Annotated in this window: 20 protein-coding genes and 1 rRNA gene; 19 read left to right on the top strand and 2 right to left on the bottom strand. The window is 75.1% G+C overall.

All coding sequences use genetic code 11. The annotated features are described in order from the left end of the window. Positions 1 to 46 precede the first annotated feature (46 nt). A complete protein-coding gene (locus JIG38_RS18755) occupies positions 47 to 457 on the bottom strand; it encodes a Fur family transcriptional regulator (RefSeq protein ID WP_199425180.1) in 411 nt (136 codons plus the stop codon). 318 nt (positions 458 to 775) lie between these two features. Here JIG38_RS18755 and infC point away from each other — a divergent pair, with 318 nt between their 5' ends. The 7 genes from infC (at position 776) to pheT (ending at position 8,130) form a co-directional block, all read left to right on the top strand. Beyond that, entirely contained in the window at positions 776 to 1,906 is a 1,131-nt protein-coding gene (gene infC / locus JIG38_RS21260; protein WP_372420014.1) for a translation initiation factor IF-3, read from the top strand. 71 nt (positions 1,907 to 1,977) lie between these two features. Continuing rightward, entirely contained in the window at positions 1,978 to 2,172 is a 195-nt protein-coding gene (gene rpmI, locus JIG38_RS18745) for a 50S ribosomal protein L35 (protein ID WP_199425214.1), read from the top strand. Between the two features lie 64 nt (positions 2,173 to 2,236). Beyond that, positions 2,237 to 2,620, top strand: coding sequence for a 50S ribosomal protein L20 (gene rplT / locus JIG38_RS18740; protein ID WP_199425179.1), 384 nt, complete (start codon positions 2,237 to 2,239; stop codon positions 2,618 to 2,620). Between the two features lie 100 nt (positions 2,621 to 2,720). Further along, positions 2,721 to 3,605, top strand: coding sequence for a TrmH family RNA methyltransferase (locus JIG38_RS18735; RefSeq protein WP_307845026.1), 885 nt, complete (start codon positions 2,721 to 2,723; stop codon positions 3,603 to 3,605). Beyond that, complete coding sequence (gene thpR / locus JIG38_RS18730; protein WP_199425178.1) at positions 3,605 to 4,228, top strand: RNA 2',3'-cyclic phosphodiesterase; 624 nt, start codon at positions 3,605 to 3,607, stop codon at positions 4,226 to 4,228. The genes JIG38_RS18735 and thpR overlap by 1 nt, the downstream gene beginning before the upstream one ends. A 201-nt stretch (positions 4,229 to 4,429) precedes the next feature. Beyond that, positions 4,430 to 5,512, top strand: a complete 1,083-nt coding sequence (pheS, locus tag JIG38_RS18725; RefSeq protein WP_199425177.1) for a phenylalanine--tRNA ligase subunit alpha — start codon at positions 4,430 to 4,432, stop codon at positions 5,510 to 5,512. Next, positions 5,512 to 8,130, top strand: coding sequence for a phenylalanine--tRNA ligase subunit beta (gene pheT, locus JIG38_RS18720; protein WP_199425176.1), 2,619 nt, complete (start codon positions 5,512 to 5,514; stop codon positions 8,128 to 8,130). The genes pheS and pheT overlap by 1 nt, the downstream gene beginning before the upstream one ends. Before the next feature lie 22 nt (positions 8,131 to 8,152). Here pheT and JIG38_RS18715 read toward each other — a convergent pair whose 3' ends face one another. Further along, positions 8,153 to 9,133, bottom strand: coding sequence for a quinone oxidoreductase family protein (locus JIG38_RS18715; RefSeq protein ID WP_199425175.1), 981 nt, complete (start codon positions 9,131 to 9,133; stop codon positions 8,153 to 8,155). A 70-nt stretch (positions 9,134 to 9,203) separates the two neighbouring features. On the opposite strand from JIG38_RS18715, the gene argC reads away from it, so the two are divergent. The 12 genes from argC to JIG38_RS18655 form a co-directional block, all read left to right on the top strand. Further along, on the top strand, positions 9,204 to 10,250 hold the full coding sequence (argC, locus tag JIG38_RS18710; RefSeq protein WP_199425212.1) for an N-acetyl-gamma-glutamyl-phosphate reductase: 1,047 nt from the start codon (positions 9,204 to 9,206) through the stop codon (positions 10,248 to 10,250). Next, positions 10,247 to 11,410, top strand: coding sequence for a bifunctional glutamate N-acetyltransferase/amino-acid acetyltransferase ArgJ (gene argJ / locus JIG38_RS18705; protein ID WP_199425174.1), 1,164 nt, complete (start codon positions 10,247 to 10,249; stop codon positions 11,408 to 11,410). Before argC ends, argJ begins: the two co-directional genes overlap by 4 nt. Further along, entirely contained in the window at positions 11,407 to 12,393 is a 987-nt protein-coding gene (gene argB / locus JIG38_RS18700) for an acetylglutamate kinase (protein WP_199425173.1), read from the top strand. Before argJ ends, argB begins: the two co-directional genes overlap by 4 nt. After that, positions 12,390 to 13,643, top strand: a complete 1,254-nt coding sequence (locus tag JIG38_RS18695; RefSeq protein ID WP_307845025.1) for an acetylornithine transaminase — start codon at positions 12,390 to 12,392, stop codon at positions 13,641 to 13,643. The genes argB and JIG38_RS18695 overlap by 4 nt, the downstream gene beginning before the upstream one ends. Beyond that, positions 13,640 to 14,572, top strand: a complete 933-nt coding sequence (argF, locus tag JIG38_RS18690) for an ornithine carbamoyltransferase (RefSeq protein WP_199425172.1) — start codon at positions 13,640 to 13,642, stop codon at positions 14,570 to 14,572. The genes JIG38_RS18695 and argF overlap by 4 nt, the downstream gene beginning before the upstream one ends. Then, complete coding sequence (locus JIG38_RS18685) at positions 14,569 to 15,120, top strand: arginine repressor (RefSeq protein WP_199425171.1); 552 nt, start codon at positions 14,569 to 14,571, stop codon at positions 15,118 to 15,120. Before argF ends, JIG38_RS18685 begins: the two co-directional genes overlap by 4 nt. Beyond that, positions 15,117 to 16,547 carry an argininosuccinate synthase gene (gene argG, locus JIG38_RS18680; protein WP_199425170.1) on the top strand — a complete coding sequence of 477 codons (1,431 nt, stop codon included), beginning with the start codon at positions 15,117 to 15,119 and terminating at the stop codon, positions 16,545 to 16,547. Before JIG38_RS18685 ends, argG begins: the two co-directional genes overlap by 4 nt. 1 nt (position 16,548) lies before the next feature. Continuing rightward, positions 16,549 to 17,964, top strand: coding sequence for an argininosuccinate lyase (argH, locus tag JIG38_RS18675; RefSeq protein WP_199425169.1), 1,416 nt, complete (start codon positions 16,549 to 16,551; stop codon positions 17,962 to 17,964). Then, complete coding sequence (locus JIG38_RS18670) at positions 17,957 to 18,595, top strand: uridine kinase family protein (protein ID WP_307845024.1); 639 nt, start codon at positions 17,957 to 17,959, stop codon at positions 18,593 to 18,595. Before argH ends, JIG38_RS18670 begins: the two co-directional genes overlap by 8 nt. After that, complete coding sequence (locus JIG38_RS18665; protein WP_199425168.1) at positions 18,592 to 19,260, top strand: DNA-3-methyladenine glycosylase; 669 nt, start codon at positions 18,592 to 18,594, stop codon at positions 19,258 to 19,260. Before JIG38_RS18670 ends, JIG38_RS18665 begins: the two co-directional genes overlap by 4 nt. A 67-nt stretch (positions 19,261 to 19,327) precedes the next feature. Next, a complete protein-coding gene (tyrS, locus tag JIG38_RS18660; protein WP_307845023.1) occupies positions 19,328 to 20,605 on the top strand; it encodes a tyrosine--tRNA ligase in 1,278 nt (425 codons plus the stop codon). A gap of 597 nt (positions 20,606 to 21,202) precedes the next feature. After that, positions 21,203 to 21,476 (top strand): 16S ribosomal RNA (locus tag JIG38_RS18655); the annotation flags it as partial.

The raw sequence follows: 21,476 nt of genomic DNA, 5'->3' as shown, positions 1-21,476 counted from the left end.
ACCCGCGGCGTGCGCCGTGGGCCGGGTGGTCAGGTGGGGTCGGGCGTCAGGCGGCGCCCTGGCAGGCGGGGCACAGGCCCCAGTAGGTGACCTCGGCCGTCTCGACCGTGAAGCCGCTGGTCGAGGACGGGGTCAGGCAGGGCGACGGGCCGACGGCGCAGTCGACGTCGTCGATCGCGCCGCAGCCGCGGCACACGACGTGGTGGTGGTTGTCGGCGACGCGGCGCTCGTAGCGCGCCGGGTGGCCCGCGGGCTCGATGCGCCGCAGCAGGCCGGCACCGGCGAGCGCGTGCAGCACGTCGTACACGGCCTGCACCGAGACGGTCGGCAGGCTGGTCCGGACCTCGGCGAGGACCGCGTCGGCGGTCGCGTGGGGCAGGCGCCCGACGGCCTCCAGCACGGCCGTCCGCTGCGCCGTGACGCGCAGGCCGGCGTCGCGCAGGGTCTGGCTCTCCATGCGGCGATCATGGCAGCGTTTTCTGGAACGGTTCAAGTTTCGCTAGCGACGTGGCGCCGGTGGCGGTCGCCACGCACCGGTCCTGGGGACGGGTGGTATCGTGGACCCCGACCAACCGGTGAGCCCTGCCTGCGTGCAGGTGGGACGAGCCGGTGCACAAGTGGAGCAGATCCCACCTGAGCCCCGACGGGTCGCCTCGTGCGGCCGACAGGAGCCAGGTCCCGGTCCGAGGGTCGTGATGGTGACGTCGCGGCCTGGTGTCGCCCGTGCCTCCGGTTCGCCGGGGCGGGTGGTGCCGTCGGACGCAGGCCTCCGCGTGTGCTCAGCAGCGGGGGCCTTCTTCGTTGCTCGAGGTCCCACCACGAGTACGAGGAGCAGCACATCAGCGAGCCCCGCATCAACGATCGGATCCGCGTCGCCGAGGTCCGACTGGTCGGCCCCAACGGCGAGCAGGTCGGCATCGTCCGCGTGGAGGACGCCCTTCGTCTTGCCCAGGAGGCGGACCTCGACCTCGTCGAGGTGGCCCCTGACGCCAGGCCCCCGGTCTGCAAGCTCATGGACTACGGCAAGTTCAAGTACGAGGCCGACATGAAGGCCCGTGAGGCGCGCCGGAACCAGGCCAACACGGTCCTCAAGGAGATCCGCTTCCGCCTGAAGATCGACCCGCACGACTACGGCACCAAGAAGGGCCACGTCGAGCGCTTCCTCAAGGCCGGGGACAAGGTCAAGGTCATGATCATGTTCCGCGGTCGCGAGCAGTCGCGCCCGGAGATGGGCGTGCGCCTCCTGCAGCGCCTCGCTGACGACGTCGTCGAGCTCGGCTTCATCGAGAGCATGCCGAAGCAGGACGGCCGCAACATGATCATGGTGCTCGGCCCGACCAAGAAGAAGGCCGACGCCAAGGCCGAGCAGCAGCAGCGACGGCGGGAGCGCGACGCGGCGGACGCGCCCGCGCAGGAGCAGGTCCCCGCAGCCGCGCCCGCCCGGACCGCCCCTGCGGCCGAGCCGACGCCGGCCCCCGCGGAGACCGAGGCGGTCCCGGCCGTCGAGGCCGCGAGCCCGGCCGTCGGTGCCGCGACCCCGGTCGCCGCGACAGCGACGCCGGTCGCCGAGACCGCGACCCCGGCCGCGGACACCGCGACCCCCGCCGCGGAGAAGGCCGCCCCGGCGCCCCGTCCGGCGGCTCGTCCCGCCGCCGCGGCCCCGGCGCGTCCGGCACCCGCGGCGCGCGCGGCGGCTCCGGCCCCGCGTGCGGCGGCCCCGCGTGCGTCGGCCGAGGCGGCTCCCGCCGCACGGCCGGCCGCGACGCCGCAGCCTGCGGCGACGCCGAAGCCGGTGGCGGCCCCCAAGCCGTCCGCCGCGGCGCCGAAGCCCGCACCGGCCAAGCCGGCGCGTCCGGCCCCCAGGCCGGCCGCCCGGACGAAGTCCACCGACGACTCGTCGTCCTGACCGGGTGCGGGCCCCAGCCCGCACGTGAACCTCGTCCCGACCGGGACGACCTGATGGAAGAGAGCACACCAGTGCCGAAGAACAAGACGCACAGTGGTGCGAAGAAGCGGTTCCGCATCACGGGGACCGGGAAGCTCATGCGGGAGCAGGCCGGCGCGCGCCACCTGTTCGAGCACAAGTCGAGCCGTCGCACGCGCCGTCTCGCCTCGGACCAGCTCGTGGCCTCCGCCGACGTCCCCAAGATCAAGAAGCTGCTCGGCAAGTGAGCCCGCGGCGCGCACGCCGCGCGCCCGGACCCATTTGTGAGCCCCGAAACGCAAGGAGCATCACGTGGCACGCGTGAAGCGGGCAGTCAACGCCCAGAAGAAGCGCCGTACGACCCTCGAGCGCGCCAGCGGTTACCGCGGCCAGCGCTCGCGCCTCTACCGGAAGGCGAAGGAGCAGGTCACCCACTCCCTCGTCTACGCCTACCGTGACCGCAAGGCGCGCAAGGGCGACTTCCGCAAGCTGTGGATCCAGCGCATCAACGCTGCGTCCCGCGAGCAGGGGCTGACCTACAACCGCCTCATCCAGGGCCTCAAGCTCGCGGGCGTCGAGGTGGACCGTCGCGTCCTCGCCGACCTCGCGGTGAACGACGCCCCGGCGTTCAACGCGCTGGTGCAGGTCGCCAAGGAGGCGCTCCCCGCCGACGTCAACGCGCCGTCGGCCGCCTGAGCAGCAGCTCCTCGCAGCACCCCGCACGCAGGCCCCCGGACCACGGTCCGGGGGCCTGCGTCGTGCCCGGCCCGCACACACGGCCTGGCAGACTTCCCCCGTGGCCCACCTGACCCCGGCGTACGGACCCGCTCGCGCCGGTGGCGCGGACCTCACGAACCCCCGCGCCGAGCGCGTCCGGGCCGTCCGCGCCCTGGCCGGACGTGCGGTCCGCGAACGCCAGGGGCGCTTCCTGGTCGAGGGCCCGCAGGGTGTCCGTGAGGCCGTCCGGTTCGCCCCCGGGCGGGTCGAGGCGCTGTACGTCACGCAGCCCGCGGCCGACCGCTACCCGGAGATCGTCGGCGACGCGGAGCGCGGGGGTGTGCCGCTGCGCACGGGCACCCCCGAGGTGCTGGAGGCGATGAGCGCGGACGGCCAGGGCCTGGTCGCCGTGCTGGCCGTCGCGGCGCCCGCTCTCGACGACGTCGTCGCGTCGCGGCCCGGGGTCGTCGCGGTGCTCTCCCAGGTCCGCGACCCGGGCAACGCCGGGACGGTGATCCGCGCGGCGGACGCGGCCGGCGCCGACGCGGTCGTGCTGAGCTCGGGCAGCGTCGACCCGCACAACCCCAAGGTGGTCCGCTCGACGGCGGGCTCGCTGTTCCACCTCCCCGTGGTCGCGGGCGTGCCGCTCGTCGAGGCGGTCGCGGCACTGCGCCGCGCGGGCTGCGCGGTGCTCGCCGCGGACGGCGCGGGCGAGCACGACCTCGACGACCTGCTCGACGTCGCGGGGGCGGCGCCCGGCGGCGTCCCCGACCTCGCGGCACCCACCGCGTGGGTCTTCGGCAACGAGGCGTGGGGGCTGGACCCCGCCGAGCGTGCGCTCGCGGACGCCGTCGTGCGCGTGCCGCTCCACGGCCGCGCCGAGTCCCTCAACCTCGCCACCGCCGCGACGGTGTGCCTCTACGCGTCCGCGCGCGCTCGCCGCGCCGGGCGCCGGGAGGGCTGATGGCGCGGCTGTTCGTCGCGGTGCTGCCGCCCCCGCCCGTCCTCGAGCACGTGGACCGTGCGCTCGTGCTCGCTCGCGCGGGCACCGCCGCCGACGAGGGGCAGGGCCCGGTCCGCTGGACGCCGGCGGCGGACCGGCACCTCACCCTCGCGTTCTACGGCGGCGTGCCCGACGGCCTCGAGCTCGAATTCGTCGAGGCTCTCGCCGGCGTCGCGGCGGTCACCCCGTCGTTCGGCCTCGCGCTGCGCGGCTCGGGGCTGTTCGACCGCCGCACGCTGTGGATCGGGTGCGGGGGCGACGTCGCCGCCATGACGGCGCTCACGGAACGCACGACGGCGGTCGGCGCGGACCTCCTCGGGCGGACCGACGACCGCGTGCGTCACCGCGCGCACCTCACCGTGGGCCGGGTCCGCGACCAGGCGCGGCGGTCCGCGAGCCGCCGGCGCGAGGCGCCCGGTGTCGTCCAGGTGCAGACGCTCGCGCACGCCCTCGCGGTGTACTCGGGCCCGGCGTGGACCGTCGACGCGTTCCACCTGCTGCGCTCCGAGCTCGGCGCCGGCCCGGGGGGCGCCGCGCTGCACTCCGTGGTCGAGACCTTCGCGCTCGGCGCTGTGGCAGGATGACGACCATGTCGCAGAGGCAGCCGGTGGCCGGTGGTCGCCGATTTAGCCGGCCCGCAGGTGGGCCGCGCGGCTGAGCCGCGCTCCGGACCGGCGCTCGCGCGCACGCTCCCGACAGCCCACGGCGGGCCTCGCCCCACGTCCTGGCCGCACCGGCTCCCCGCGCGTCGTCGCACGCCCCGCCCTGGAAGGCACCGATCGCCCATGCCCGAGACCCCTGCGCCCGCGCCCGACGCGCCGGCCCTCTCACCCCTGGACGGCGACGCGGTCGCCGCCGCCGTCGACGCCGCGCTCGCGGCGATCGCCGCCGCCACCGACCTCGACGGGCTCAAGGCCGCCCGCCTCGCCCACACGGGCGACCGGAGCCCGCTCGCGCTCGCGAACCGTGCGATCGGCGGGCTCGCACCCGCGGACAAGGCGGTCGCCGGCAAGCTCCTCGGCGCCTCCCGGGGCCGCGTCCAGCAGGCGCTCGCCGCGCGCCAGGCCGAGCTCGAGGCGGAGCGCGACGCGCGCGTGCTGGTCGAGGAGGCCGTGGACGTCACGCTGCCCGTCGACCGCGCGCCGCGCGGCGCACGCCACCCGCTCGAGGCGCTCGGTGAGCGCATCGCCGACGTCTTCGTCGCGATGGGCTGGGAGATCGCCGAGGGGCCGGAGCTCGAGGCCGAGTGGTTCAACTTCGACGCGCTCAACTTCGGCGTCGACCACCCGGCGCGGCAGATGCAGGACACCTTCTTCGTCGAGCACCCGACCGCGGGTGCGGCGTCGGGCCTCGTGATGCGCACGCACACGTCGCCGGTCCAGGCACGCACGCTGCTCGAGCGCGACCTGCCCGTGTACGTCGCGTGCCCGGGCAAGGTGTTCCGCACGGACGAGCTCGACGCGACCCACACCCCGGTGTTCCACCAGGTCGAGGGTCTCGCGGTCGACAGGGGCCTGACGATGGCGCACCTCAAGGGGACGCTCGACCACTTCGCACGCGCCATGTTCGGGCCTGAGGCGCACACGCGCTTCCGGCCGTCGTTCTTCCCGTTCACGGAGCCGAGCGCCGAGCTCGACATGTGGTTCCCGCAGAAGAAGGGCGGGCCCGGCTGGATCGAGGTCGGCGGCTGCGGCATGGTCAACCCGAACGTGCTCCGCGCCTGCGGCGTGGACCCGGAGGTCTACACGGGCTTCGCGTTCGGCATGGGCATCGAGCGCACGCTGATGCTCCAGCACGGCATCGCCGACATGCACGACATGGTCGAGGGCGACGTGCGCTTCTCGCTGCAGCTGGAAGGGATCCTCTGATGCCGCGCGTCCCGCTGTCCTGGCTCGCCGAGCACGTCGCGCTGCCCGCGGGCACGACCGCCGAGCAGCTCGCCGCCGACCTCGTGCGCGTGGGCCTCGAGGAGGAGGCCGTGCACGGCGCCGCCGTCACCGGCCCGCTCGTCGTCGGCGAGGTGGTCGAGCAGACCCCCGAGCCGCAGAAGAACGGCAAGACCATCCACTGGTGCCGCGTCGACGTCGGGCCGGAGCACAACGAGGTCGGCGACGACGGCACCGTCCGTCCGCGCGGCATCGTGTGCGGCGCGCACAACTTCGACGTGGGCGACCGCGTCGTCGTCGCGCTGCCCGGCGCGGTGCTGCCGGGGCCGTTCCCCATCGCCTCGCGCAAGACCTACGGGCACGTGTCCGACGGCATGATCTGCTCCCAGCGCGAGCTCGGCCTCGGCGACGACCACGAGGGGATCATCGTCCTGGCCCGCCTCGGGTACGACGACGCCGCCGCCCCGGTGGGGGCCGACGCGCGCGCCCTCCTCGGTCTGGGCGACGAGGTGCTCGAGATCAACGTCACGCCCGACCGCGGCTACTGCTTCTCGATGCGCGGCGTCGCTCGCGAGTACGGCCACGCGACGGGCGCGGCCTTCACCGACCCCGCCCTGCCCGTGCCCGACGTCGTCCCGACCGCCGACGGCGTCGCGGTCGAGCTCGCGGACGAGGCGCCGATCGACGGCGTCCCCGGCTGCGACCGCTTCGCGGCGCTCGTCGTGCGCGGGGTCGCGGCGGCGGGGCCGTCGCCCGCCTGGCTGCAGCGCCGGCTGACGCAGGCCGGCATGCGGCCGATCTCGCTCGCTGTCGACGTGACCAACTACGTGATGCTCGACCTGGGCCAGCCGCTGCACGCGTACGACCTCGAGCGCGTCGCCGCGCCCGTCGTCGTCCGGCGCGCGCGTCCCGGTGAGCGCCTGACGACGCTCGACGACGTCGACCGCGCCCTCGACCCCGAGGACCTGCTCATCACCGACTCGCCCGACGGCGACCGGGCGTCCCGGGTGCTCGGCCTCGCGGGCGTCATGGGCGGAGCGCAGAGCGAGGTGAGCCCCGGGACGACCGACCTCCTGCTCGAGGCGGCGCACTTCGACCCGGTCTCGATCGCGCGGACCGCGCGGCGGCACCGCCTCCCGAGCGAGGCGTCGCGCCGGTTCGAGCGGGGCGTCGACCCGCAGCTCCCGCTCGTCGCCGTGCACCGCGCCGCGGCGCTCCTCGTCGAGCACGGCGGGGGGCGGCTCGAGGGCCTCACCGACGTCGACCGGACGGTCCCGCCGACGCCGATCGACCTCGACCTCGACCACCCGGCGCGCCTCGTCGGCGTGCCGTACACGCGCGAGGAGGTGGCTGCGACGCTCGAGGCGATCGGGTGCCGGGTCGAGGTGGGTGCCGACGGCGAGCGCGCGCTCGTGACGCCGCCGACGTGGCGCCCCGACCTCCTGGTGGACGTCGACCTCGTCGAGGAGGTCGCGCGCGTGCGCGGCTACGACGCGATCCCGTCGGTCGTCCCGCCCGCACCCGTCGGTCGCGGCCTGACGGTCGACCAGCGCGTCCGGCGGGCGGTGGCCCGGGCGCTGGTCGGCGCGGGGTTCGTCGAGACCCTCAGCTACCCGTTCATCGGCGCGCACCAGCTCGACGAGCTCGCGCTGCCCGCGGACGACGCGCGCCGCCGTACCGTGCGGCTCGTCAACCCGCTCTCCGACGAGCAGCCCGAGCTGCGCACGAACCTGCTGGTCACGCTCCTCGACACGGCGCGTCGCAACGTCGCGCGCGGGACGACGGACCTCGCGATCTCCGAGGTGGGTCTCGTGACGCGCCCCGCACCGGACGCGCCGCCCGCGCCGCGTCTGCCGGGCGCGGCGCTCCCGTCGCAGGAGGACCTCGCGCGCCTCGCCGCCGCCGTGCCGCACCAGCCGCGCCGCGTCGCGGGGGTCCTCACCGGGCTCCGCGAGCCCGCGGGCTGGTGGGGGCCGGGCCGGCGCGTCGAGCACACGGACGCGATCGCCGCGGCGCTGCTCGTCGCGCGCGCCGTGGGCGTCGAGGTCCGGGTCGACGCGGACGAGCACGCGCCGTGGCACCCGGGGCGCTGCGCGCGGCTGACGCTCGCCGACGGCACGCTCGTCGGCCACGCGGGCGAGCTGCACCCCACCGTGGTCGCGACCCTGCGCCTGCCCGAGCGCGCGAGCGCGTTCGAGGTGGACCTCGACGCCCTGCTCGCGGCGCGCCCCGCGGAGCCGGTCGCCGCGGTGCCCGTCTCCACGTTCCCGGTCGCGAAGGAGGACGTCGCCCTCGTCGTCGACGCGTCCGTCCCGGCCGGCGCGGTGCTCGACGCGGTGCGCGCCGGGGCACGGTCGTCGTCGGCGGGAGACGTGGTCGAGGACGTGCGTCTCTTCGACGTGTACCGCAGCAGCGAGCTCGGTCCCGGCCGTCACTCGCTGGCGTTCGCGTTGCGCCTGCGCGCGCCGGACCGGACGCTCACGGCGCAGGAGACGGCGGCGGTGCGCGAGGCGGCGCTGGCCGAGGCGCACGCGCGCCACGGCGCGGTGCTCCGGGGCACCGAGTCCGCGGCGCCGGTCGGGGACGCGCCCGGCGCCTGAGGCGAGGAGGGCGCCGCGGCCGTCAGGGGACCAGCAGGACCTTGCCGGTCGTGGCGCGACCCTCGAGCGCGCGGTGCGCGTCGGCGGCGTCCGCGAGCGCGAAGCGGGCGCCGATGCGCACGTCGAGCGAGCCGTCGGCGACGGCGCCGAGGACCGCGGCGGCGCGCTCCTCGAGCTCGTCGCGGGTCGCGACGTAGTGGCCGAGCGTGGGCCGGGTGACGTACACGGAGCCCGCGCGGTTGAGCCGCTGGAGGTCGACGGGCGGCACCTGGCCGGACGCACCCCCGAAGAGGGCGAGCCCGCCGCGGCGGCGCAGGCTCGCCAGCGACGCGTCGAAGGTCGTGCGGCCGACGCCGTCGAAGACGGTGTGGACGCCGCCCTCGGCGAGCTCGCGGACGCGCGCGGACAGCTCCGTCGTCAGGTCGGACATCGCGTCGTAGCGGATGACCTCGGCGCCCGCCGCCGCGGCGAGCTCCGCCTTGGCGGCACTCGAGACCGTCGCGAGCACGCGCGCCCCGCGCGCCCGCGCCATCTGGGTGAGCAGCAGCCCGACGCCGCCCGCCCCCGCGTGCACGAGCACGGTCTGCCCGGCGCGGACGGGGAACGTCGCGTCGACGAGGTAGTGCGCGGTCATCCCCTGGAGCATCACGGCGGCGGCGACGGCGTCGTCCACGCCGTCGGGGACGTGGACGAGACGCTCGGCGCGCACCGTGGTGAGCGCGGCGTAGGAGCCCGACGAGCCGTCCGCCCAGGCGACCCGGTCACCCGGAGCGACGCGCGCGACGTCCGGACCGACCTCGACGACGACACCGGCGCCCTCGTCGCCCGGCACATGGGGGAGCGTGACGGGGTAGACCCCCGAGCGCCGGTAGGTGTCGATGAAGTTCACGCCGACGGCGGCGACGCGCACGAGCGCCTCGCCCGGACCCGGCGAGGGGTCCGGCAGCTCCGTGGGGACGAGGGCCTCGGGACCGCCGGTGGTGGTCACCTGGATCGCGCGCATGGCGACACGCTACGACGCCGCGCGGGGCCTGGCGCGCAACTTCCATGCAGGGGCGTGTATATTCATGCACATGACAGTGCGGGTCGCCGTCTCCGGCGCGAGCGGGTACGCGGGTGGCGAGGTGCTCCGCCTCCTCGCGGCGCACCCCGAGGTCGAGATCGGCGCGGTCACCGCGCACTCGTCGGCGGGGGACCGCCTCGGCCAGCACCAGCCGCACCTGCGCTCGCTCGCCGACCGCGTGCTGGTCGAGACCTCCGCCGCGACCCTCGCGGGGCACGACGTCGTCGTCCTGGCGCTCCCGCACGGGGCCTCGGGCGCCGTGGCCGCGGAGCTCGGGGACGACGTGCTGGTGCTCGACTGCGGCGCCGATCACCGCCTCGCCGACGGCGCCGAGTGGGCCGCCTACTACGGCGGGACCCACGCGGGCACGTGGCCCTACGGCATGCCCGAGCTGCGGCTCGCGGGCGGCGGGACGCAGCGCGAGCGGCTCGCCGGTGCCCGGCGCGTCGCGGTCCCGGGCTGCAACGTCACCGCCGTGACGCTCGGGATGCAGCCGGGCGTGGTCGCGGGTGTCGTCGAGCCGGACGACCTCGTCGCGGTCCTCGCCGTCGGCTACTCGGGTGCCGGACGCGTCGCCAAGCAGCACCTGCTCGCCTCCGAGGGCCTCGGGTCCGCCGTGCCGTACGCCGTCGGCGGCACGCACCGGCACACGCCGGAGATCATCCAGAACCTCACGGCCGCGGGCGGGCGTGGTGTCGCGGTGTCGCTCACGCCCGTGCTCGTGCCGATGTCGCGCGGGATCCTCGCGACGACGACGGCGCGCCTCGCACCGGGCGCGGACGCCGCTGCGGTCCGCGAGGCGTGGGTCGCCGCCTACGCGGACGAGCCCTTCGTGCACGTCCTGCCGGAGGGTCAGTGGCCCACCACGGCGGCCACGGTCGGCGCGAACACCGCGCTCGTCCAGGTCGCGGTCGACGCGCGCGCGGGCAGGGCCGTGAGCGTGTGCGCGCTCGACAACCTGGTCAAGGGCACCGCGGGCGCGGCCGTCCAGTCCATGAACCTGGCCCTCGGCCTGCCGGAGACGCTCGGCCTCACCACCGAAGGAGTCGCCCCGTGACCGTGACCGCACCCCGGGGGTTCCGCGCGGCGGGCGTGACCGCAGGCCTCAAGGCCTCGGGCCGGCCGGACGTCGCGCTCGTCGTCAACGACGGCCCCGACCACGTGGGCGCCGCCGTCTTCACGTCCAACCGCGTGGTCGGCGCGCCCGTCGTGTGGTCGCGCCAGGTCGTCGCGGACGGCGTGATCGCGGCGGTCGCGCTCAACAGCGGTGGCGCGAACGTGGGCACCGGCCCGCTCGGCTTCCAGGACACGCACGCGACCGCCGAGCACGTGGGCGAGGCGCTCGGGGTCTCGCCGGGCGACGTCGTGGTGTGCTCGACCGGCCTCATCGGCGAGCGCCTCCCGCGCGAGCGCCTGCTCGACGGCTTCACGGCCGCGGCCGCCGCGCTCGCCGCGGCCGGCGGCGACGACGCGGCCGTCGCGATCATGACGACCGACTCGGTGCCCAAGACGGTGCTGGTCCGGCGCGACGGGTGGTCGGTGGGCGGCATGGCCAAGGGCGCCGGCATGCTCGCACCGGGCCTGGCCACGATGCTCTGCGTGCTGACGACGGACGCCCGGACGACGGCGGCCGACGCGGACGCCGTGCTGCGCGCCGCGACGCGCGCGACGTTCGACCGGGTCGACTCCGACGGCTGCATGTCGACGTCCGACACCGTCACGCTGCTCGCCTCCGGGGCGAGCGGCGTCACGCCCGACCCGGCCGAGCTCGCCGACGCGGTGCGCGAGGCGTGCGCGGTCCTCGCCCGGGCCCTGGTGGCCGACGCCGAGGGCGCCACGCACGACATCGCGGTGACCGTGGTCGGCGCCGAGACCGAGGACGCCGCCGTCGCCGTCGCGCGCGCCGTGACGCGGTCGAACCTCTTCAAGGCCGCCATGTTCGGCAACGACCCGAACTGGGGCCGGATCATCGCGCAGGTCGGGACCGTCCCCGAGGACGTCGCGGCGTTCGACCCCGAGCTCATCGACGTCTCGATCAACGGCGTCCAGGTGTGCCGGGCCGCCGGCGAGGGGGAGCCGCGCGACCGCGTCGACATCGGCGCGCACCGCGAGGTCCACGTCGAGGTCGACCTGCACGCGGGCCCCGCCTCGGCCACGGTGTGGAGCAACGACCTCACCCACGCCTACGTCCACGAGAACAGCGCGTACTCCACATGAGCGACACGACCGCCCCCACGCCCTCGCCCGACGACGACGCGTTCGACACCCGCACGGACCTGCGCCCGGACCAGAAGGCCGAGGTCCTGCTCGAGGCCCTGCCCTGGCTGCAGCGCTTCGACGGCGCGCTGTTCGTCGTCAAGTACGGCGGCAACGCGATGGTGGACGAGGACCTCAAGCGCGCGTTCGCGCAGGACATGGTGTTCCTGCGCCAGGTCGGGCTGCGACCGGTGGTGGTGCACGGCGGCGGCCCCCAGATCTCCTCGATGCTCGACCGGCTCGGCATCGAGAGCGAGTTCCGCGGCGGCCTGCGCGTGACGACGCCCGAGAGCATGGACGTCGTCCGGATGGTCCTCACGGGCCAGGTCTCGCGCGAGCTCGTGGGGCTGCTCAACGCGCACGGCCCGCACGCGGTCGGCCTGTCCGGCGAGGACGGGGGACTGCTGCGCGCCCGCCGCCGCACGGCCACGGTCGACGGGCGCCAGGTCGACGTCGGCCAGGTGGGCGACGTCGTCGAGGTCGACCCGCGCGCGGTCCAGGACCTGCTCGACGCCGGCCGGATCCCGGTCGTCTCGACGGTCGCGCCCGACATCGAGGACCCGACGCAGGTGCTCAACGTCAACGCGGACACCGCGGCGGCGGCGCTCGCGATCGCGCTCGGCGCGTCCAAGCTCATCATCCTCACCGACGTCGAGGGCCTGTACACCGACTGGCCGGACCGCTCCTCGCTCGCGCGCCGCATCCGCGTCTCCGCGCTCGCGGAGCTGCTGCCGCGGCTCGAGTCGGGGATGGTCCCGAAGATGGAGGCCTGCCTGCGGGCCGTCCGGGGCGGCGTCCCGCAGGCGCACGTCGTCGACGGCCGGCAGGCGCACTCGGTGCTCATGGAGGTCTTCACGGAGCGGGGGGTCGGCACCATGGTCCTGCCCGACGACCTGCGCACCGGCGCGCTGCCCGTGGTCCGGCCGACCGGAGGTCCGTCGTGAGCGACGTCGTCCCCCTGCCCACGACGGGCGAGCTCGTCGGCTCGGGCACCGAGTGGACCGAGCGCTACACCCGCTCGGTGATGAACACCTTCGGCCCCCCGCGCCGGGTGCTGGTGCGCGGCGAGGGGGTCCACGTGTGGGACGCCGACGGCCGCCGGTACACCGACCTGCTCGGCGGCATCGCCGTCAACGTGCTGGGCCACGCCCACCCGACGCTCACGGCGGCCGTGTCCGCGCAGCTCGGCACCCTCGGCCAGGTGTCCAACTTCTTCGCCAGCCCCGTCCAGGTCGCGCTCGCGGAGCGCCTCGTCGCTCTCGCGGGCGGCGACGCCGGCTCGCGCGTCTTCTTCGCGAACTCCGGCACCGAGGCCAACGAGGCCGCCTTCAAGATGGCGCGCCGCACGGGCCGCCCGCGCGTCCTCGCGCTCGAGGGCGCGTTCCACGGACGGACCATGGGCGCGCTCGCGCTGACCCACAAGGCGGCGTACCGCGAGCCCTTCGAGCCCCTGCCGGGCGGCGTGGAGTTCGTCCCGTTCGGCGACGCGGCGGCGCTTGAGGCGGCGATGTCCGACGACGTCGCGGCGATCGTCCTCGAGCCGGTGCAGGGGGAGGCGGGCGTGCGGCCGCTGCCGCCCGGCTACCTCGCGCACGCCCGGGCGCTCGCGGACCGCCACGGCGCGCTGCTCGTGCTCGACGAGATCCAGACCGGCGTCGGGCGCACCGGGGCGTGGTTCGCGCACCAGCTCCCCGAGCTCGGCGGGGGCGTCCGGCCCGACGTGGTGACGCTCGCCAAGGGGCTCGGCGGCGGGATCCCCATCGGCGCCGTCGTCGCGCTGAGCGAGCGCGCCGCGACGCTGCTCGGCCCCGGTCAGCACGGCACGACGTTCGGCGGCAACCCCGTCGCCGCGGTCGCGGCGCTGACGACGCTGGGCGTGATCGAGCGCGACGGTCTGCTCGCGCGGGTGCGCGAGGTCGGTGGGCGGCTCGCGGACGCCCTGCGCACCGTGACGCCGCTCGTGACCGAGGTCCGCGCCGCGGGCCTGCTGGTCGCGGCCGAGCTCGCGGCGCCGGTGGCCGCGCGCGTCGCCGACGAGGCGCTCGCCGCGGGCTGGATCGTCAACCCGGTGACCCCGTCGGCGCTGCGGCTCGCGCCCCCGCTCGTCCTCACGTGGGACCAGGTCGCCGGCTTCGTGGACTGGCTCGCCGCCCTGCCGGCGCGCGAGCTCCTCACCGAGGGGGACCACGCATGACCCGCCACCTCCTGCGCGACGACGACCTCGGCCCGGCCGAGCAGCGCGAGGTCCTCGAGCTCGCGCTGCGCCTCAAGGCCGACCGCTTCGCGCTGCGTCCGCTCGCGGGCCCTCGCACCGTCGCGATCCTCTTCGACAAGCCGACCTTGCGCACGCAGCTGTCGTTCACGGTGGGCGTCGTCGAGCTCGGCGGTCACCCCATGGTGGTCGACGGCAAGCTCGCGCAGATCGGCGTGCGCGAGTCGGTCGCGGACACGGCCCGCGTGCTCGGGCCGCAGGTCGCGGCCGTCGTGTGGCGGACCTTCGGCCAGGACCGGCTCGAGCAGATGGCCGCCCTTGCGGGCGTGCCGGTGGTCAACGCCCTCACCGACGACTTCCACCCGTGCCAGATCCTGGCCGACCTGCTCACGCTGGCCGAGCGCTGGGGCGGCCCGGCCGCACTCGCGGGCCGGACGCTCGCCTACCTCGGCGACGGCGGCAACAACATGGCCCACTCCTACCTGCTGGGCGGCGCCACGGCGGGCATGCACGTGCGCATCGCGACGCCGGACAGCCGGCAGCCGGCGGCGGACGTGCTCGCCCGGGCGCAGCAGCTCGCCGCGACCACCGGCGGCTCCGTCCTCGTGACCGACGACGCGGCGCAGGCGGCCGACGGCGCGGACTGCGTCGCGACCGACACCTGGGTCTCGATGGGCGACGACACGGACGAGGCGGAGGCCGTCGCGCTCTTCTCCCCGTTCCAGGTGGACGCGGCCCTCCTCGGCCGCGCCGCCCCGGGCGCCGTCGTGCTCCACTGCCTGCCGGCCTACCGCGGCAAGGAGATCACGGCCGAGGTGATCGACGGCCCGCAGTCGGCGGTGTTCGCGGAGGCGGAGAACCGCCTGCACGCGCAGAAGGCCGTCCTCGCGTGGCTCCTGGAGCGCTCGTGAGCACCCGGACGCCGGCCCCGGCCGTCGCGCCGCCGACCAAGGCGGCGCGGCACGCGCTCATCGCCCGCCTGCTCGCCCGCCGTCCGGTGCGCTCGCAGGCGCAGCTCGCGGCGGCGCTCGCGGCGGAGGGCGTCACGGTGACCCAGGCGACGCTGTCCCGCGACCTCGTCGAGCTCCGCGCGGTGCGGATCCGGGCGAACGACGGCACGCTCGCGTACGCCGTGCCGGGGGAGGGCGGCGACCGCACGCCCCACCTCGCGGACTCGACCGAGCACCTGGCGGCGCGCCTCGCGCGGCTCTGTGCCGAGCTGCTCGTGACCGCCGAGGCGTCGGGGAACCTCGTCGTCCTGCGCACCCCGCCGGGCGCGGCGCAGTTCCTCGCCTCGGCCATCGACCACTCGGTCCTGCCGGCGGTCATGGGCACGATCGCCGGGGACGACACGGTCCTGGTCATCAGCAGCGAGCCCGACGGCGGCCACGCGGTCGCGCAGCGGTTCCTCGACCTCGCGGGTGGCCGCGACGACGCACGAGAGAAGGAAGACACGTGAGCAAGGTTCTGACTCAGCTGCCGGTCGGCGAGCGCGTGGGGATCGCCTTCTCGGGCGGGCTCGACACGTCGGTCGCCGTGGCCTGGATGCGGCAGCGCGGCGCGATCCCGTGCACCTACACCGCCGACCTCGGGCAGTACGACGAGCCCGAGATCGACCAGGTGCCCGACCGCGCGCTCCGGTACGGCGCCGAGCTGTCGCGCGCCGTCGACTGCCGCTCGGCGCTGGTCGAGGAGGGCCTGGCCGCGGTCGCGTGCGGCGCGTTCCACATCCGCAGCGGCGGCCGGTCCTACTTCAACACGACGCCGCTCGGCCGTGCCGTGACCGGCACGCTGCTCGTGCGCGCGATGCAGGCGGACGACGTCGAGATCTGGGGCGACGGCTCGACCTTCAAGGGCAACGACATCGAGCGGTTCTACCGGTACGGGCTCCTGGCGAACCCGTCGCTGCGGATCTACAAGCCGTGGCTCGACAAGGACTTCGTCAGCGAGCTCGGCGGCCGCGCGGAGATGAGCCAGTTCCTCGTCGAGCACGGCCTGCCGTACCGCGACAGCGCCGAGAAGGCGTACTCGACCGACGCCAACATCTGGGGCGCGACGCACGAGGCCAAGACGCTCGAGCACCTGGACGTCTCGCTCGAGCTCGTCGAGCCGATCATGGGTGTGCGCTTCTGGGACCCCGCGGTCGCGATCGAGACCGAGGACGTGACGATCGGCTTCGAGCGGGGCCGCCCGGTGACGATCGACGGCGTGCGGTACGACGACCCGGTCGCCCTCGTCCGCGAGGCCAACGCGATCGGTGGTCGGCACGGGCTCGGCATGTCCGACCAGATCGAGAACCGGATCATCGAGGCCAAGTCGCGCGGCATCTACGAGGCGCCCGGCATGGCGCTGCTCTTCGTGGCCTACGAGCGCCTCGTCAACGCGATCCACAACGAGGACACCATCGCGAGCTACCACGCGGAGGGCCGCCGGCTCGGCCGGCTGCTCTACGAGGGCCGGTGGCTGGACCCGCAGGCCCTCATGCTGCGCGAGTCGATCCAGCGGTGGATCGCGTCCGTCGTCACGGGCGAGGTGACGCTGCGCCTGCGGCGGGGCGAGGACTACACGATCCTGCGCACCGAGGGCCCGGCGCTCTCCTACCACCCGGACAAGCTCTCCATGGAGCGCACGGAGTCGGCGGCCTTCGGCCCCACCGACCGGATCGGCCAGCTGACGATGCGCAACCTCGACATCGCGGACTCGCGCGCGAAGCTCGAGCTGTACGCGCAGCAGCCGGTCGAGCAGGGCCAGGTGCTCGTCGAGAACGGCACGCTCTTCGGCGCGCTGCCCGCCGGCGGGGCCGACGTCATCACGGAGAACCCGTCGGTCGTCGGCGACGAGGAGCTCGCGCTCGAGAGCGCGGCGATGGAAGTGGGGACGGACTGACATGGGTGCGACACCGTCGGGCGCCCTGTGGGGCGGCCGGTTCAGCGGCGGACCGGCCGACGCGCTGGTCGAGCTCTCGCGGAGCACCCAGTTCGACTGGCGCCTCGCCGACGTCGACCTGCGCGGGTCGGTCGCCCACGCCCGCGTCCTGCACGGCGCCGGCCTCCTGGACGACGACGCGCTCGCGGGCATGCTCGCGGCGCTCGAGCGTCTCCGGTCCGACGTCGCCTCGGGCTCCTTCACCCCGGTGCCCGACGACGAGGACGTCCACAGCGCGCTCGAGCGGGGGCTGATCGAGCGCGCGGGCGCCGACCTCGGCGGCCGTCTGCGGGCCGGCCGCTCGCGCAACGACCAGATCGCGACCCTCGTGCGCATGTACCTGCGCGAGAACGCGCGCGTGCTCGCCGGTCACGTGCTCGACGTGGTCGACGCGCTCGTGGAGCAGGCCGCCGCCGCCGGCACGGCGGCCATGCCCGGACGTACCCACCTCCAGCACGCCCAGCCCGTCCTCCTCGCGCACCACCTGCTCGCGCACGCCTGGCCGCTGCTGCGCGACGTCGAGCGCTGGGCCGACTGGGACCGCCGTGCGGCCCGCTCGCCCTACGGATCGGGCGCGCTCGCGGGCTCGTCGCTGGGCCTGGACCCGGCGGCGGTGGCCGCGGACCTCGGCTTCGACGGCCCCGTGGAGAACTCGATCGACGGCACCGCGTCGCGCGACGTCGTCGCGGAGTTCGCCTGGGTCGCGGCGATGGTGGGGGTCGACGTCTCGCGCCTCGCCGAGGAGGTCGTCCTCTGGGCGACGAAGGAGTTCGGCTTCGTCCGCCTGCACGACGCGTACTCGACCGGGTCGAGCATCATGCCGCAGAAGAAGAACCCCGACGTCGCCGAGCTCGCGCGGGGCAAGGCGGGGCGGCTCGTCGGGGACCTCACCGGCCTGCTGACGACGCTCAAGGGACTGCCGCTCGCGTACAACCGGGACCTCCAGGAGGACAAGGAGCCGGTGTTCGACCAGGTCGACACCCTTGCCGTCCTCCTGCCCGCCTTCGCCGGCATGGTCGCGACGCTGACGTTCGACACCGAGCGGATGGCGTCGCTCGCACCGCAGGGCTTCTCGCTCGCGACCGACGTCGCCGAGTGGCTCGTGCGCGAGGGCGTGCCCTTCCGGGTGGCCCACGAGGTCGCGGGGGCCTGCGTCCGCACGTGCGAGGAGCGCGGCATCGAGCTCTGGGACCTGTCCGACGCCGATCTCGCCGCGATCTCGGAGCACCTCACCCCGGCGGTCCGCGAGGTGCTCACGGTCGAGGGGTCGCTCGCCTCCCGCTCGGCGGTGGGCGGCACGGCGCCCGTCCGGGTCGCCGAGCAGCTCGTGGCCGCACGCGCGCGTGCCGCCGAGCTCCGCGCGTGGGCGCGTGCGTGAGGTGACCGCGCCGCGCGAGGCGCACCACCCGTCGTCGGGCGCCGCCCGGCACGTGGCTCCCGGGCCCCGCCTCGTCCCCGCGTCGGTCGCGGCGCTCGCGACCGCGGTCCGGGACGCGCCGCCGCGGCTCGGCCCGGTCCGCCTCGTGTGCGTCGACGGCCCCGCCGGCTCGGGCAAGAGCACGCTCGCCGGCCGGCTCGCCGACGCGACGGGCGGCGTCGTCGTCCACCTCGACGACCTCTACGAGGGCTGGTCCGGCCTCGGTCGCGTCTGGGATCGCGTCGAGGAGCAGCTCCTCGCCCCCCTCGCCGCCGGCCGCGCCGCGCGCTACCAGCGCTACGACTGGGACCGGGCCGCCTTCGCCGAGTGGCGCGACGTGCCGGTGCCTGCCGTCCTCGTGCTCGAGGGCTGTGGCAGCGCGCCGGCGGCGGCCGACGGCCGCGCCTCGCTCGTCGTCTGGGTCGAGGCCCCCGCCGACGTGCGACTCGCGCGCGGGATCGCCCGGGACGGCGAGGCGCTGCGCGCCGAGTGGCTGCGCTGGATGGACCTCGAGGAGCAGCACTTCGTCCGCGAGCGCACGCGCGAGCGCGCCGACGTGCACGTCGACGGCACCGCGCCGTACGCGCCATGACCCCGACCACGGCCCCGGCCGGCGAGGCGCCCGACCCGCACGAGGCCCTCGCGGCGCACGCGCTCGACGTCGCCCCCGACCTTCTCGGCGCGCTCCTGACGACCACGCTGCCCGACGGCGTCGTGTCGGTCCGCGTCACGGAGGTCGAGGCCTACGAGGGCGAGCGGGACCCGGGCTCGCACGCGTACCGCGGCCCCTCGGCGCGCAACGCGGTGATGTTCGGCCCGGCGGGACACCTCTACGTCTACCGGCACATGGGGCTGCACCACTGCGCGAACGTCGTGACCGGCCCCGACGGGACGGCGTCGGCGGTCCTGCTGCGCGCGGGCGAGGTGGTCGAGGGCGCGGAGGTGGCCCGCGAGCGCAGGACCCGGCGCGGCGTCGTGCGCACCGACGTCGACCTGGCGCGCGGACCGGCGCGCCTGGCGGACGCGCTCGGCCTCGACCTCACGCACTACGGCGCAGACCTCCTCGACCCCGCATCCGTCGTGCGCCTCACCTTCGCCGGACGCCCGGCGGCCTGGCGCACCGGGCCGCGGGTCGGCGTCAGTGGCGCGGGTGGCGACGCCACCGCGTTCCCGTGGCGCTTCTGGCTCGTCGACGAGCCCACGGTCTCCGTCTACCGGCCGGCGCCCCCGCCGCGCCCGCGCGCCACGCGTCGCTGAGCGGACGGCGCGACGCGCGCCCCGCGCGGCACGGCAGACTGGGCGCACCGACCGATCGAGAGGGACCGTGGTGGACATCCTGGACGAGCTGCGATGGCGAGGTCTGCTCGCGCAGACCACCGACGAGCAGGCCCTGCGCGACGCGCTGGCGAGCGGTCCGGTCACCCTCTACTGCGGCTTCGACCCGACGGCCCCGAGCCTGCACCACGGCCACCTCGTGCAGCTGGTCGTCCTCCGCCACCTCCAGCGCGCGGGCCACCGCGTGCTCGCGCTCGTCGGGGGTGCGACGGGCATGATCGGCGACCCCCGGATGTCGGGGGAGCGGGTCCTCAACACCAAGGAGACCGTCGCCGAGTGGGTCGAGCGCCTGCGCGCCCAGGTCTCGCGCTTCGTGGACCTCGACGGCGACAACCCCGCGCGGCTGGTCAACAACCTCGACTGGACGGGCGACCTCTCCGCGATCGACTTCCTGCGCGAGATCGGCAAGCACTACCGGCTGGGCACGATGCTGGCGAAGGACACGGTGGCGCGCCGCCTGGCGAGCGACGAGGGGATCAGCTTCACCGAGTTCAGCTACCAGATCCTCCAGGGCATGGACTTCCTCGAGCTCTACCGTCGCTACGGCTGCACGCTGCAGACGGGTGGCAACGACCAGTGGGGCAACCTGCTCTCGGGCGTCGAGCTCGTGCGCAAGGCGGAGCGGGCCGCCGTCCACGCCCTGACGACGCCGCTCATCACCAAGGCGGACGGGACGAAGTTCGGCAAGTCCGAGGGCGGGGCCATCTGGCTGGCCCCGGACATGATGAGCCCGTACGCCTTCTACCAGTTCTGGCTCAACACCGACGACGCCGACGTGGTGGGCTACCTCCGCATCTTCACCTTCCGCACGCGCGAGGAGATCGCCGAGCTCGAGCGCTCGGTCGCCGAGCGCCCCGCGGCGCGGGAGGCGCAGCGCGCCCTCGCGGGCGACGTGACCACGCTCGTGCACGGCGAGGACGCGACGCACAAGGTGGTCGCCGCGAGCCAGGCGCTGTTCGGCCGGGGGGACCTCGCCTCGCTCGACGAGCCGACGGTGGGTGCGGCGGTCGCGGAGCTCCCGCGCGCCGACGTCCCCCCCGAGCTCTGGGCCGACGGCGGCGCGCCGGTCGTCGACCTCCTCGCGGCCGGCGGGCTCGTCGCGGGCCGCTCTGCCGCCCGGCGCGCGATCGCCGAGGGTGGCGTCTCGGTCAACAACGTCAAGGTGCTCGACGAGGACTTCCGCGTCTCGGACGCCGACCTGCTGCACGGCCGCTGGGCGGTCCTGCGCCGGGGCAAGCGGACGCTCGCGGTGGCCGAACGCCCCTGACCAGGCACGACGGCCGCCCGGGAGGGCTCGAAGCGCCTCGGGCGGCCGTCGAGCTCCGCGGCGGTGACGCTGGTCACGCCCCACGGACTTGAAGTCCCGGGCCCGGGCGACGTACTGTTCTCGACGTCGCCCGAGAGGGAGGAACGGACGGACGAGCACGACTCGCCGGCCGGTCCCACCGGGACGACCACACTCCCAGCAGGACCGTGACGGACGCTTCGGCGGCCGGCGCGCGGCATGCAGGGAACTGCCGGGCTCAGGCCGGCCGGGAAGCGCAAGTTGACCGGGCGGGACAGAGCGGCTAGATTAGAGAGGTTGCCTCCGGACAGGCCTGAGAGGGTCTGGATGGATGTGCGTCTGTTCTTTGAGAACTCAACAGCGTGCCAAAAGTCGATGCCGTTTGTCGGTGTCTGCGGGTGTTGCTCATCGTTGTGGTGGGTGGTGTTCGTGGGCGGACCGATGTGGTGTCGGATGAATGTTTAACGTCAGTTGTACATTTTGATGATGCCAGTTGATAACTGGACCTGCTCCTGCTGAGTGGGTCTGCTTCGTGTGTTGGTTGCCCTGCTGCTTCGGTGGTCGGGGTGCCTATAGACATCTACGGAGAGTTTGATCCTGGCTCAGGACGAACGCTGGCGGCGTGCTTAACACATGCAAGTCGAACGGTGATCTCGGTGCTTGCACCGGGTGATCAGTGGCGAACGGGTGAGTAACACGTGAGTAACCTGCCCCCGACTCTGGGATAACCCCGGGAAATCGGAGCTAATACCGGATATGAGACGCACAGGCATCTGTAGCGTCTGGAAAGAATTTCGGTCGGGGATGGACTCGCGGCCTATCAGCTTGTTGGTGGGGTAATGGCCCACCAAGG

It is taken from the genome of Actinotalea solisilvae (genome assembly GCF_016464425.1).
Classification (GTDB): Bacteria; Actinomycetota; Actinomycetes; order Actinomycetales; family Cellulomonadaceae; genus Actinotalea; species Actinotalea solisilvae.
Note: the sequence above shows the minus strand (reverse complement) of the source record. Positions and strands in the feature narration are given on the sequence as shown.